The organism is Sphingobacterium sp. WOUb80 (genome assembly GCF_050058145.1).
In the GTDB taxonomy this organism is placed as follows: Bacteria; Bacteroidota; Bacteroidia; order Sphingobacteriales; family Sphingobacteriaceae; genus Sphingobacterium.
This window is the reverse complement of the sequence record NZ_CP165617.1, coordinates 1,855,475-1,869,607: the sequence shown is the minus strand read 5'-3', so window position 1 is coordinate 1,869,607 and position 14,133 is coordinate 1,855,475. Positions and strand designations below refer to the sequence as shown.

The following is a 14,133-nucleotide window of genomic DNA, read 5'->3' as shown; positions in this document are numbered from 1 at the left end:
CGAGCGCTTCGTTTTTTACTAATCTTGTTTATTGATGAAGACAAATTTACCGTCAAATACATCCAGCCGGATAATGGAATCACGACTCACTTTTCCGGATAGTATTTCCTTCGAAAGTTCATTCAGAATGCGTTTCTGAATAACCCGCTTTAACGGTCTTGCTCCATATATCGGATCATAGCCAAGCTGTGCTAACCAGTCCATCGCTTCGTCTGATGCCGTGATAAAGATATTTTGTTCAGCCAGCTGTTTCTCAACATGGGCAAATTGCAGCCTAACAATATCTCCAATTTCGTCTCTGCTTAACGGAGTAAACATAATGACTTCATCGATACGATTCAGGAACTCCGGACGGATCGATTGTTTCAGCAGATCAAATACCTCGTTGCGTGTTTTGGCAATGATCTCATCTCTATTGTCATCACTCAGATGGCTGAAATTTTCTTGTATGATATGAGAACCCGTATTGGATGTCATAATAATAATCGTATTCTTGAAGTTTACCGTACGGCCTTTGTTGTCCGTTAGATGGCCATCGTCCAGTACCTGTAAGAGTATGTTAAATACATCAGGATGAGCCTTTTCAATTTCATCGAGCAGAACCACGGAATAAGGACGTCTCCGGACGGCCTCTGTCAACTGACCGCCTTCATCATAACCAACATATCCCGGAGGCGCTCCAATCAAACGGGAGACAGCATGCCGCTCCTGATATTCCGACATATCAATACGTACCATCGATTGTTCGTCGTCGAATAAGAACTCAGCCAGTGCTTTTGCCAATTCTGTTTTTCCGACACCAGTAGTACCTAAGAATATAAATGATCCTATAGGTCTTTTTGCATCATTTAGTCCAGCTCTTGAACGGCGTATCGCATCTGAAATTGCTTCTATTGCTTCATCCTGACCAGCAACGCGTTTATGGAGTTCCTCTTCTAGATTCAGCAATTTTTCGCGCTCAGACTGAATCATTTTACTTACGGGTATTCCAGTCCACTTAGCGACGACATCGGCAATATCTTCGGAAGTTACTTCTTCTTTCAACATACGTTTGCTTTCCTGTTTTTCGGCGAGCTCAGCTTTCAGTTTTTCCACTTTTTCCTGCGCCTCTTTGATTCGGCCATAACGTAATTCTGCAACCTTGCCATAATCGCCGGAACGTTCTGCCTGTTCGGCCTCGAGTTTGTAATTTTCAATGTTTTCAATCTCCTGGTTTACATTGTCAACCAAACTCTTTTCCTCTTGCCATGCGGCACGCAGCGTATCACGTTCAGCAGATAGATTGGCTATACTTTCTGAAAGTTCTTGCACCTTTTTATCGTCGTTTTCACGTTTCAAAGCCTCGCGCTCGATTTCAAGTTGCATAATGCGGCGTTCCAGTTCATCGACTGCCTCAGGTACAGAATCCATCTCCAGACGTAATTTAGAAGCTGCCTCGTCAATTAAATCAATCGCCTTGTCTGGTAGGAAACGGTCCGCAATATAACGTTGCGATAACTCTACTGCTGCAATAATGGATTCATCCAGTATGCGTACCTTATGGTGTGTTTCGTACCGTTCTTTCAATCCCCGAAGGATGGATATGGCGTCTTGCGTATCCGGCTCTTCTACCATAACTTTTTGGAATCGACGCTCCAGTGCTTTGTCCTTTTCGAAATATTTTTGGTATTCGTTTAACGTTGTAGCTCCAATGGCACGAAGTTCCCCTCTGGCCAGCGCTGGTTTAAGGATATTTGCTGCATCCATTGCGCCTTCACCACCACCGGCACCCACTAAGGTGTGAATCTCATCAATAAAGAGGATAATTTCGCCGTTGGAATCTGTAACTTCTTTAACGACAGCTTTTAAGCGCTCTTCAAATTCCCCTTTATACTTAGCCCCAGCTACCAAGGCCCCCATATCCAAGGAAAATACGATTTTGGATTTTAGATTTTCAGGAGCGTCACCTTTTATAATTCTGTATGCAATACCCTCAGCAATAGCAGTTTTACCAACCCCTGGCTCACCGACGAGTATAGGGTTGTTTTTGGTACGGCGTGAAAGAATCTGCATGACGCGTCGAATTTCCTCGTCGCGGCCAATCACAGGATCTAATTTGCCAGATTCAGCATACTCATTCAGATTTCGGGCATATTTTCCCAAAGCATTATAAGTCGCTTCAGCATTTTGATCTGTCACCCGGCTGTTTCCACGTAGTTCCTTAATTGCAGTCTTTAAGTCCTTTTCAGTTACGCCCTGTGATTTTAGGAGCGTTGAAGTCTTGTCGGATGTGGCTAGAATACCTAACAGTAAGTGTTCCACAGAGACAAATTCATCATTGAATTCTTTTAAAAAACCTTGTGCTTTCTGCAGCGCACTATTCGCATCACTGCTTAAATAAATGTTGCTTCCACTTACTTTAGGAAATCCTTCAATCTGCTTGTCGAGTTCAGTTCCCAAATAGGTGATATTGACGTTTAGTTTCTTTAATAAGTGGCTGACAACGTTTTCATCCACAGTAAGTAAAGCTTTTAAAATATGCGCAGTTTCAATAGCCTGTTGTTGATGTCCGGCTGCAATTTCTGACGCTTTTTGTATGGCCTCCTGGGCCTTGATTGTATAATTGTTAAAATTCATTCCTATAATCTTAATTAAAGTTTTGTTGATACGTCTAAATGATAACAATCGAAGTGCCATTCAGGTTTTAGCTGCTATTTCGGAAAAAATGGCAATATTTTTTATTGAATCATGACAAATTTGCAGCTATTTAAAATAATAGGCTTGATTTTTAAATAATTGGCTTAGCAGACGGAAAAATTGTTGTGATCGACTTGCTTTTTTGATTGAAGGTTTCGATATTTGCAGCATCTTAAAGCGGTCAGACGTGATAAGATTGAGAAGAAGTAACGCCTCTTTAGCTCAGCTGGTAGAGCAACTGACTTGTAATCAGTAGGTCATTGGTTCGATTCCGATAAGAGGCTCTTAAGCACAAGCATTAACTTCTTTAAAAAGCCTCTTTAGCTCAGCTGGTAGAGCAACTGACTTGTAATCAGTAGGTCATTGGTTCGATTCCGATAAGAGGCTCATAAAAAAGATCCCCAAGATTTCTTGGGGATCTTTTTTTGTTTAGTCTAAACTAAGTTTTGCTGCTGTAGCGATTTTCTTTGGTATATCTGTGTTGTCCATTTTCTGACTGAATTGTTCAGAGCCAACTCCGATTGCATATACTGGTGCGTAGGCCGCCGAATGATTATTGGAAGCCCAGCTTATTGATCCCATCCGATTTAAGATTGAAATACTCAATGCAGCTATTTTGTCGTCACTGGCGTAAAGACTTTTTGCAGTCTCCTTTTGATGATCGACAAAGCTTTTTTGATAGGCATCCTGTAGCGCTTTACGATCTGTTTCGGTTACCTCTATTTTGGAGAACAGACCTGTTTGCAAAGAGATCAGATTTTTTAAATCATCCCAGGTAGCATTTGGACGATCTTTACGCAAATTGCCAATTGTATTTGAAAGTTCAGACTGCGAGGTTTTTTGGTGGGATAAGAATTTCGTTTTCAGCGAAGAGCTTCCATTTCCGATACCTAATCCTCCAGTTTCGTGGTCTGCAGTGACGACAATCAGCGTTTCTTTTGGATATTTTTGATAAAATTCATAAGCCAGTTGTGCTGAAGCATTGAAATCCAGGACTTCCTGAATAGTTGTTCCAGCGTCATTGGCATGACAGGCCCAATCAATTTTGCCACCTTCGATCATTAAAAAGAAACCATTTGTGTTGTCTTGATGTAGTGAATTGATAGCTGCAGATGTGATATCTACCAATTTTAAATCACTCGGCTTTTGGTCTATGGCATATTTAAGGGCATCTACAGGCGTGCCATCTGAATTCATCAATATGATCTTATCTGATTTATTTGGTAGTTGTGTGTAAGCATCTTTTCCTTTAAGCACTTTATAACCGGCTTTTTCTAATATAGGGAAAAGTGATGGTGCCTTTTTATGATCAAATGTTGTTTCGGGTTTGAGAAAATTGGATCCGCCAAAAAAATCGAAATTGGAAGTTATAATTTCTTTACCGATTTCATAGTACATGTCGCGGTCAGGCTGGTGAGCATAAAAGGAAGCCGGGGTGGCGTGGTCAATGCTGACACTTGTAATGATACCTACTTTTTTACCTTGTTCCTTCGCTGCATAGGCAATGCTTTTATAGGGAATGGTCCCTGTACTATCCATACCGATCACGCCGTTTTTCGTTTTTTTCCCAACAGCTAAAGCTGTACCTCCTGCGCCAGAGTCGGTCACACCATTGGAGAGTGAATGTGTGGAGGCAAATCCAACGTGAGGAAACTGGGTGAAAACAAGTGGGATTGGACTATTTTTATGCTGTATTTCAGCTTGATGGATTTCGGTGAGATTAACTTGGTTGAGCCCCATGCCATCTCCAATTAAGTAAAAGATGTATTTTGCTTCTTGACCAAAAGTGGGGATAACATGTACAAAAACGAGGAAGAACAGAAATAAAACGTGTTTTTTCATTTGAATGGTTGTTATTTTAAAAAAACACAAATTACAGCCTTAGGATTAGCTTATTGTTAAATCTATATTATGAATGCTTTTTATTGCAGTTGTACAGTTCGCTACGTTGTCTATTTCTAATTTATCAATTTAGTTTCTTCGCTCTTCGCTTCGAACTAGATTCGTACCTGCTTCGGATGATCTATAGATAATGAACAGATCCTGACCAGTTTCCGACCAGACCCTGAACAGGAATTATCTGGTCGGAAAATGGTCAATCATAGTTACCAGACTACCCATGGCCGAAGGTGGTCCGAACACAATACGAAGACAACCCGAAAACAGCATGTGCGCTACAGACAGAGAAAGCCACTGCAGACCTAAAACGCCAGCTAACCTGCTGCACAGAGGTATAGAAACTTACGAAAGTTTAGCTTATAGGTTCAGGATATGAGTAAGCAAATTTTGAAACAGGTTAAGAATTTGCTGCTGTTAATGATTTTATATCCTTCACTGAGACAGTATTGATTTTCTCTTGACATTTATCGATTGAATGAAGCATTGCGGCGGCAACTTGCGCAACGGGGAGAGCCTCATATGCTTTGAATAATCCGATGCCATTGAAGACACGAAGCGCACCAATGGATATTTTTTCACCTAAACGGTCAGTATTTGGCCGGATTAGGCCACCCGGCTGGATGATAATAAGTTTTTTGAAATCAAGGGACTTCACGTGTTGTTCAAGGCTCCCTTTCATCCGGTTATAGAAGATCTTCGACTTTGGATCTGCATTAACGGCCGACAGTAAAACGAAAACTGGACAGTCATTTTTTTTAGCCAGTGCTGCAAATTGCAAATTAAGATCATGGTCTATTTTCCATTGTGCTTCCTGACCACCTGCATCCTTGATCGTTGTACCAAGGCATGAAATGGCAATGTCGCCTTGAATATAGGTATCAAAGTCCGCTAGATTTTCAAAATTCACGACGACCTGCTTTAATTTGACATGTTCATCAAAAGAGATACGGCGTAAAAGAACGACGATTTCTGTAATCTTGTCAGATTTTAGCATCAACTGTACAAGTGCTCTTCCAGTAGCGCCAGATCCGCCAATTAAAATTACTTTCATGATCTATACCTGTTTTTTGGATTTATATTTGATGAAGTGTTTATCTAATCCGTCAGCCAAAAGGATGGATTTACAATTAATCTTTATAATTTGGTTTCCCTGGTGTAAAACGGACGATAGATTGATCTAGTCTGAGTGTGTCTGCCACCGTGATAAGGTCTTCTTCAACAATAAAATTTTGATCAATGGAAGTCTTGATCGTGGTAAAATCTTCTTGGTCTGCGTCCTGAAAGTACAAGAGCGATTGAATTGTAGACACAGCTACAAGTTCAAGTAATTCTTCCTCACCTTCGTATCCTACATAGAAAAAATCTGCCATAACAATAGAATTGATGTTATACGAATATACTTTTTTTTTCTGAAAGTGCCTGATCTTATTTGCCAGAAAGAACCTTCAGTTTGCTTTCATTGCTGTTGGTGCCTGCGAAGTCATGAAGGTTTTATTCTTAAAATTTAGCAATTAAGGTGAGAACTTCGTAAGACAGATCGAAGCGGTGTCAAAATTTGTTGAAATTTAAGTTTATTTCAGGTCGCTTTGGGTAGCCAAGATAAAATACATTATATTTGGTATAGTCATTTTATAGATAATTACAATTAAATTTGGATAACGATGGATAAAGAGCAGATACAAAGTTGGCTGGATAATGGTTATGATATACTTCATCATGGGCGGCCAGTGAAAGTAGAAGGCGATTTGTGGGATTACATAGACGGATTGGGCAGTTATGAGAACGTGTATGTCTTACGGGAGTTGATTTATTGGACAGAGGAAGAGCTGGCAAATATTGGTAAATAGTTTTGAGATTCTGAATAGCTCCATCCAGAATCCCCGTTCGGTACTGTTTTTCTCTTAGAATACAATATTGCGTTTGAAAGCGCAGCCAAGTTCGATCAGGGAATCTGTTTTGGCAATTCCTGGAATGCTATCAATCTTCTCATAAAGCAATTGCCGCATATGTTCGTGGTTTTTAGCAATAATCTTGACGTAAAGTGTATAGTTTCCTGTAATGTAATAGCATTCTGTAACTTCGGGTATTTTCTTTAGTTCTTCAATAATGCGGCTTGAGTCATGGTCTTTTTCTAAGCTCAATCCTGTAAAAGCCCCCCAATCATATCCCAGCTTCTTTTCGTTCAGCACAGGTTTTATCCCTGCTAATATTCCTTGTTCGGTTAAACGGTTTATTCGTTGGTGAATCATGGTATTGGATACGCCCATAGCTGCGGCTATGGCAGAGAAGGCCATCCGTCCATCTTCATCCAAATATTTTAGAATTTTGAGATCAAAGTCATCTATTTTATTCATGTAAGTAGGGGTTTAAAAGTTAATTTTAATATTTTAATACGAATTTAACGTTAAATTTTATTTATTCTACAATAAAATAGTAAATATTGTATATTTGTTATTATTTGAAAAAATCCAAATTATGAGTACAGTATCTAAACAAGGGAAAGGCGAGCTATTCATTGCCAAAGAAGAAAAGTATGGAGCGCACAATTATCATCCTTTGCCGGTTGTATTGGAACGGGCTGAAGGCGTTGTGGTGTGGGATGTGGATGGTAAGTCGTATTTTGATTTTTTGTCAGCATATTCTGCCGTCAATCAAGGGCACTGTCATCCCAGGATTATCAATGCTTTAAAAGAGCAAGCGGAGAAATTGACACTTACCTCGAGAGCATTTTACAATAATAAGCTGGGTGATTTTGAGGAAATGCTTTGTCAGCTTTTTGGATTTGATAAGGCTTTGGTGATGAATTCTGGCGTTGAGGCCGTGGAAACAGCCATGAAGCTTTGTCGGAAATGGGGTTATCAGGTGAAAGGTATACCTGCTAACCAGGCGAAGATCGTTTTTGCGAAAGATAATTTTCATGGGCGGACAATTTCCGTAATATCTGCATCGAATGACGTAACAGCAACAAATGAATTCGGTCCTTTTGTTGACGGCATTGTTCTGGTTCCATACAATGATGTAACAGCTTTGGAGCAGCTGTTTAAAGCGGATAAAAATATAGCTGGTTTTATTGTCGAGCCGATTCAGGGTGAAGCGGGTATCGTTGTTCCTGATGCGGATTATTTAATGCGTGTCAGACAATTATGTACAACCTATAATGTATTGTTTATTGCTGATGAAATCCAGACTGGGATAGCCCGGACAGGAAGTATGTTGGCATCTTATGATGTTGCTGATCAGCAAAGCGAAAGTAAGCCAGATGTATTGATTCTGGGAAAGGCTTTGTCTGGCGGCGTATTGCCTGTGTCAGCTGTATTGGCAAATAATGCGATTATGTTGTGTATTAAACCCGGTGAGCATGGTTCTACTTATGGTGGGAACCCATTAGCCTGCGCAGTGGCTATGGAAGCACTCAACGTGGTCCGGGAAGAAAATTTGACAGAGCGGGCTCGTCAAATGGGTGAATTATTTCTGCATGGTCTACGTGATATAGCGACACGATGTGATTTAATTACAGAAGTTCGGGGAAAAGGCCTTTTGACAGCGATTGTCATTAATGCGGATGAAGAAAGTGATTTAGCCTGGAATATATGTCTTGAATTTAAAGAAAATGGACTTTTAGCCAAGCCTACACACGGTAATAAAATCCGTTTAGCTCCACCGTTGGTTATCACGGAAGAGCAAATAAAGACCTGCCTGGAGATTATTGAACGATCGTTGACTAATCTGAAGTAGTGTATGGAGAAGATGATTGAATTGATTAAAAATAGATCCGATATAGGCGCCGGAACAAGAGGGTCGGACCTGGGGATCGACGCTATTGAGATAGCAGCAATAAATAAAGGAAGTCAGTATTTTATTAATTATCCTTTTGTTGATGTGCCAACCCGAAATAGCTCCATCTACCAAAATGATAATCACCCTTTCGGTAAGCATATTCAGCAGATCTACGAGCAATGTAAACAGGTTGCTTCCACAGTTGAAGATAGTCTTTCTTCTGGCAATTTTCCATTGGTTTTTTCCGGAGATCATTCATCAGCGATGGGAACGATCAGTGGGATAAAATCTGCCTATCCGGACAAAAATCTCGGAGTGATTTGGGTAGATGCGCATGCCGATATTCATTCTCCGCACACAACACCCTCCGGAAATATGCATGGAATGCCATTGGCGGCCATGTTGAATGAGGATAATATGGACTGTAAAATCAATGCAATTGACGATTCTACCCAAGAGTTTTGGAATAAACTAAAGCGTATAGCTGGTCCGGCGGGAAAAATCCAAGCCAACCATTTGATTTATTTTGGGGTAAGGGATACTGAAGAGCCGGAAGATCTGTTAATTGACCGTTTAGGGATCAAAAACTACCGTGTCGAAGATACGAGGCAGCGTGGAATAACGGATTGTGTGAAAGAGGCTTTGACAGCGCTGGAAGACTGTGATATGGTTTATATTTCGTTTGACGTGGATAGCATGGATAGTGAATTGATATCGGATGGCACGGGGACACCAGTACCTAAAGGGTTTTTACCTAGGGAGATTGTCTTGATCTTGGAAGAGATTATTCGATCTGGAAAAGTAGTCTGCTTTGAAATTGTGGAAGTTAATCCCTTATTGGATAATAAGGGCAACAAGATGGCAGAGGTTGCATTCGATATATTAGAACGGATCACGCCTTTAATTGAATTTAAGTCGAGTAGTTAACCATTTTTGAATAAGGCGTTTAAGGCCCTTTTGTTGATTCTTCAATCAGCAAAAGGGCTTTTTTATAAACTGATAGCTGGATTAAATATGAAAAATTTGACAGACTATCGGGTTAAAATTGGCGCAGCTCTGTGTTATTTAATATTCTGTTAACATGTTTAGCGTACATTTACACCTATCCATTGTTCACTTTAAGTATGCGGATTTCTTCTAAGATTATATTGTTGGTATTTTTTTCCATGCAGCTGTTTCTGAGCCCTTTAATTTATGCCCAGATAACCTCTTTTAAAGATATTAGGCTGTTAAGCCAAAATCATCCAGATTCGGCAATTATGCTGGTCAAAAAAAGGTATGCGAAAGCCGTGGGCGATAAGGATTTATTCGTGCAGGCCAATTGCTTACAGGCAATTGGTTGGCTGTGTGTCAATCAAGGACACTATGGGCAAGCGCAGGATTACTACTTCCAGGCAGACCGTATCTATACACAGCTCAATTCAAAACAGCTTCTGGCATCCAATTGGAGCGACATTGGAGAACTCAATATTTTTAATAAACAGCACGATTTGGCGAAGATTTATTTCAATAAAGCGCTGCATTCTTTCAAGATTGAGGGGGATAAAAACGGGGAGGCAAGTGTCTTGGGAAATATCGGCCATTTATTTGAGAAAGTGGCCAACTATGATTCAGCTTTTGTGTATCAAAAACGGGCTTTGACAATTTATAAGGAAGTGGCGAATAAAAATGGCGAAGCGAAGATCCACGAAAATTTGGGAAGTATTTATGAAGACCTAGCGAAATACGATAGTGCATTTTATCATTTTGAGAAAGCTAGCGATCTCTATCGAGAAACAAAAGATAACTACGGAATGATTGTGGTGCTGAATAATATGGGTGATATTTTCAGAAAGACCGATAGATTTCCAGAGAGCATTAAATTGACGCAATCTGCTTATCATATGGCCGAAAAATTGGGTGATGTATATCAGATGGCGGCGACGACAAAAGACTTGAGCAAAACTTATGCGTTGAGCAACCAGATGGACAGTGCCTATTTTTATGCCGAAAAGAGCCGCAAATTGGTGCTCGAACTTTACAGTGTAGACGGTGCCCGGCACACCGCTTTTTTCCAGGCACTCTATGATATGAATCAGAAAGCAGAAGAGATTGAAAAATTACAGGTCACAAAGAAAATCAATTTAATCATGTTATGGGGAACAATAGTGGTGTTGGTTTTACTTATTGTGTTGTCCTATGTATTGTACAGTCGCCAGAAAATTAAGATCAAAAACCAGATTACTGAATCCCGGAAGCAGGAGGCAGAACGTGAATTGACCGAAATTGCACTTAAAAACCAGTTGCTTGAAGATAAACAGCTTAAACAGGAACTGACATTAAAACAGAAGGAATTGACCTCTCATACCCTTAATCTGATTCGTAATAACCAGTTTTTGGAAGAGCTACGTGATGAATTAAAAGTGATGGTCAAAGATGAGCGTCGGGACCAAAAGCGGCAAATGCAGCAATTGGTTTTACAAATCAATGAAAACATTACCCAGGGGGTTCATTGGAAAGAATTTATGGGAACTTTTGAACGGGTACATCATAGCTTTTTTGAAAAACTTATTCAACGATTTCCCGATTTGACAGCGGCGGATATGCGATTGATAGCGTTGCTTAAGATCAATTTGAACAATGCAGATATCGCGGTTTTACTGGGCATATCACAAGATAGCCTTCGAGTTGCGAGACACAGGCTACGAAAAAAAATGAGATTGGAACAGGGAGAAGACCTTGCTGGTTACCTATTAACTGTTTCATAATTTATTAACATAAGGGTAATAGAACCTTAATGGCGGTTGTTCATAACTTAAGTGTCTATTATATAGAGTTTTACTGCTCTTTGTTTCCTTGTTGTATAGTGCTCATTTTGCCTTGTTTCCTTGTTGTAACGCTCGAAATTTTGCCAGATTAAAATTGGCCATCATCTTTGCGACAACAATCAAAGATTCATAATAATCTAAGCAAAATGAAAAATTTTTTAACGGTATTACTTGCCTCTAGTATTTCGGTCAGCACAGCCTATGCGACCAAAATAAAAGGTAAGGTTTTGGATGTACAGACCGGAGAAGCTATTGTCGGTGCTACTGTGTTTCTCGAACAAAGTGGCTTATCTACCAAAACGCAATTGGATGGTTCATTTGAATTCAAAGGATTATCAGCAGGTATGGACAGAGTTCATATTAAACACATGGCCTATACTGAATTGATTAAGGAAATTGAGATCCAAAAAGAAAACACACCGCACTTCATTTTTCAATTGATTTCTACGGAACAGACTTTAATGGAGGTTACTGTTAAAGGGCGACGAAATGGAGGCGACGATGATCCAAGCGCAAGGCGTTTGGAAAAAAATGCTTCGCAAATTATGAATGTCGTTTCGGCCCGCGCGATTGAAATTTCTCCGGATATTACCGTAGCAAATGTTGCACAGCGTGTGTCGGGAGTATCCATCGAAAGAAATTCAAATGGTGAAGGACAATACGTTATCTTAAGGGGGATGGATAAGCGTTACAACACGACCTTGGTTAATGGTGTTAAGGTACCTAGTCCTGACAATAAATATCGTTATGTACCCTTGGATTTATTCCCTTCGGATATGTTGGAACGATTGGAAATCTATAAATCACTGACACCAAACATGGAAGCTGATGCGGTAGGTGGGGTTGTCAATATGGTTATGAAATCGGCACCGAGTAAACTATTGCTTCAGGCAAATTTGGCAACAGGTTATGGTCAGCGTTATTTTAATCGTGATTTTGGGAGTTTTTCAACAGGTGGAACTTCAGCAAAATCTCCCTATGAACTGAACGGAAAGAATTATAATGCGACTTCAGCAGATTTTAATAAGGGCGCATTAGATTATACCTATAAAAAACCTTTGCCTGATCTTATTGGTAATCTGACAATTGGCAATCGGTATCTGAATGACAAATTAGGTGTTATATTAGGTGCGAGCTATCAAAATCTACATCGCGGTAGTCGCTCTATTTTTTACAAATCTTCTGTTGTTGGCGTAAATCCCAATGCGGTAATCACCGAGCAGAGTGATCGTCAATATGATGAACAGCAACAACGTTTAGGTGTGCATAATAAGATCGATTATCGATTTAATCCGAATCATCGTGTAAGTTTCTATCAAATGTATGTGAATTTGAATAACCTGCAATTGCGTGATGCGGTAAATACAATATACAATGGTCAGTATGATCCAAGCATCGGTAAAGCCGAGTTGACTTACGTAACAAGAAGCCGAAAAACCCAACAACAAATTTATAATGGTACTTTACAGGGAGATCATCACTTTTTAGATAATCGTCTAAATGTTCGTTGGTCAGGTGTGCTTTCTTCGGCGCGCAATCAATTACCACAAAATACGATGATTAGTTTGGATGGGGTAGAAGAAAATTTTGAGCGCAAACGCACTTCTCTTGTCAACAAATCTCCTGTAACCTATCGTTGGGAACGAAATACGGATAATGATCGTGCAGGTTATTGGGATGTGGCTTATAAAGTTCCAATGGATCACAGTAAGCTGGAATTGTCTACCGGTGGATTGTACCGTGATAAACAGCGCAGCAGTTTTTACAATAATTACAATCTTTCGCCAGCCTCGGCAGAAGAGGCAAAGTATAAATACGGAGTGGATTTTCAGCGGTATACTGATCTAAATTTGACGGTGACTAATCCTACTGGTGCTGTCGCAAATCCATTAACGTACGATGCCAACGAGAAGACGACTGCTGTATATGGGATGTTCAATTATGAGAACGATAAATGGCAAATGATCGGTGGCGTCCGGATGGAGCATACCAATCAAGATTATAAATTATTGTTTCCTGCAGGAGAAAAAAGACCAGAAGGATCACAAATTTATACAGAATGGCTGCCGAGTTTGACCATGAAATATCATCTGGACGACAAACAACAGCTTCATGCGGCTTATTATCGTGCGTTAAACCGTCCTGGATTTTATGAGATCGTTCCTTCAAGTGTGGTTAATGAAGAGTTTTTGGAGAAAGGAAATCCAGATTTAAAACATGCCATGGCTGATAACTTTGATTTAAGGTATGAATTGTTTCCGGAAGCCTCTTCTCAATTTCTTGTGGGTATGTTCTATAAAAAGATTAAAAACCCCATTGAATATACCTTTCAGCCGGATGAGATTCGCAAACAGGATGTATACTACACACCGGGCAATTTTGGTAATGCCAACAACTTTGGTGTCGAGGTTGATTATATCAAGTATATCAAGCAATTTGGTGTTAAGGCCAATTATACCTATACACATTCGCGGATAACAACCTCGAAGATGTCCCGTCGAATCAATGAGACCACACAGGATCCCGAAGCGATTATTGTCGACCAAACACGTCCGCTTTATGGCCAGGCAGCGCATGTGGCAAATCTATCCCTGCTTTATAAAGATGCTAACAAAGGTTGGGAAGGACAATTGGCCGGTTCTTATACAGGTTCACGTATCAACACAGTATCCCAGTTCCTGAATGATGATTTATGGCAAAAAGGATTCATTCAGCTCGATGCTTCCATTGAAAAGAAATTTAGGGCAGGCTGGGCGATTTTTGCCAAAGCTAACAACATCTTGAATACACCGATGGAATTGTATGTGAAAGGAACAAATCCCGAAAATGAGAAGATCGCCGAAAAGCTTATTGAAGGTGGAAATACATTGATTAGAAAGGATTTGTATGGACAAAACTATATCCTTGGTTTACGTTATTCGTTTAGTAAATAATAGACCCGCATAAAACACGGCATGTTTTAATCTGAACATGT

The 14,133-nt window shown here is 40.0% G+C and carries 10 protein-coding genes and 2 tRNA genes; 7 read left to right on the top strand and 5 right to left on the bottom strand.

Features of this window, described 5'->3' with window-relative positions; translation table 11 throughout:
• Nucleotides 1-18: 18 nt before the first annotated feature.
• Nucleotides 19-2,616 carry an ATP-dependent chaperone ClpB gene (clpB, locus tag AB1Z56_RS07650; protein ID WP_309366137.1) on the bottom strand — a complete coding sequence of 866 codons (2,598 nt, stop codon included), beginning with the start codon at nt 2,614-2,616 and terminating at the stop codon, nt 19-21.
• 271 nt (nt 2,617-2,887) lie between these two features.
• Between clpB and AB1Z56_RS07645 the strand changes: the two genes are divergently transcribed.
• Together AB1Z56_RS07645 and AB1Z56_RS07640 are read left to right on the top strand one after the other, a co-directional pair.
• Nucleotides 2,888-2,960: transfer RNA gene (locus AB1Z56_RS07645), tRNA-Thr, on the top strand.
• Nucleotides 2,961-2,990: 30 nt separating this feature from the next.
• Nucleotides 2,991-3,063, top strand: a tRNA-Thr gene (locus tag AB1Z56_RS07640).
• 42 nt (nt 3,064-3,105) lie between these two features.
• Here AB1Z56_RS07640 and AB1Z56_RS07635 read toward each other — a convergent pair.
• The 3 genes from AB1Z56_RS07635 to AB1Z56_RS07625 all read right to left on the bottom strand — a co-directional run bounded on the left by AB1Z56_RS07635 (nt 3,106) and on the right by AB1Z56_RS07625 (nt 5,945).
• Entirely contained in the window at nt 3,106-4,518 is a 1,413-nt protein-coding gene (locus AB1Z56_RS07635) for an alkaline phosphatase (RefSeq protein WP_309366136.1), read from the bottom strand.
• 454 nt (nt 4,519-4,972) lie between these two features.
• Nucleotides 4,973-5,626 carry an NAD(P)H-binding protein gene (locus AB1Z56_RS07630; protein WP_309366135.1) on the bottom strand — a complete coding sequence of 218 codons (654 nt, stop codon included), beginning with the start codon at nt 5,624-5,626 and terminating at the stop codon, nt 4,973-4,975.
• Nucleotides 5,627-5,702: 76 nt separating this feature from the next.
• Nucleotides 5,703-5,945: a hypothetical protein gene (locus AB1Z56_RS07625; RefSeq protein ID WP_309366134.1), complete on the bottom strand. Its 243-nt coding sequence runs from the start codon at nt 5,943-5,945 to the stop codon at nt 5,703-5,705.
• 291 nt (nt 5,946-6,236) lie between these two features.
• Here AB1Z56_RS07625 and AB1Z56_RS07620 point away from each other — a divergent pair, with 291 nt between their 5' ends.
• Nucleotides 6,237-6,422 carry a hypothetical protein gene (locus AB1Z56_RS07620; protein WP_309366133.1) on the top strand — a complete coding sequence of 62 codons (186 nt, stop codon included), beginning with the start codon at nt 6,237-6,239 and terminating at the stop codon, nt 6,420-6,422.
• Between the two features lie 54 nt (nt 6,423-6,476).
• Here the strand turns inward: AB1Z56_RS07620 and AB1Z56_RS07615 are convergent, their stop codons facing one another.
• Nucleotides 6,477-6,929 (bottom strand): Lrp/AsnC family transcriptional regulator, encoded by a 453-nt coding sequence (locus tag AB1Z56_RS07615; RefSeq protein WP_426791609.1) that lies wholly within the window; start codon nt 6,927-6,929, stop codon nt 6,477-6,479.
• Nucleotides 6,930-7,050: 121 nt separating this feature from the next.
• On the opposite strand from AB1Z56_RS07615, the gene rocD reads away from it, so the two are divergent.
• From rocD to AB1Z56_RS07595, 4 genes are all read left to right on the top strand, one after another.
• Nucleotides 7,051-8,310 (top strand): ornithine--oxo-acid transaminase, encoded by a 1,260-nt coding sequence (rocD, locus tag AB1Z56_RS07610; RefSeq protein WP_309366131.1) that lies wholly within the window; start codon nt 7,051-7,053, stop codon nt 8,308-8,310.
• A 3-nt stretch (nt 8,311-8,313) separates the two neighbouring features.
• Entirely contained in the window at nt 8,314-9,279 is a 966-nt protein-coding gene (locus AB1Z56_RS07605) for an arginase (RefSeq protein WP_309366130.1), read from the top strand.
• A 332-nt stretch (nt 9,280-9,611) separates the two neighbouring features.
• A complete protein-coding gene (locus AB1Z56_RS07600) occupies nt 9,612-11,099 on the top strand; it encodes a tetratricopeptide repeat protein (protein WP_309366129.1) in 1,488 nt (495 codons plus the stop codon).
• Between the two features lie 206 nt (nt 11,100-11,305).
• Nucleotides 11,306-14,092, top strand: a complete 2,787-nt coding sequence (locus tag AB1Z56_RS07595; protein ID WP_426791608.1) for a TonB-dependent receptor domain-containing protein — start codon at nt 11,306-11,308, stop codon at nt 14,090-14,092.
• Nucleotides 14,093-14,133 lie beyond the last annotated feature (41 nt).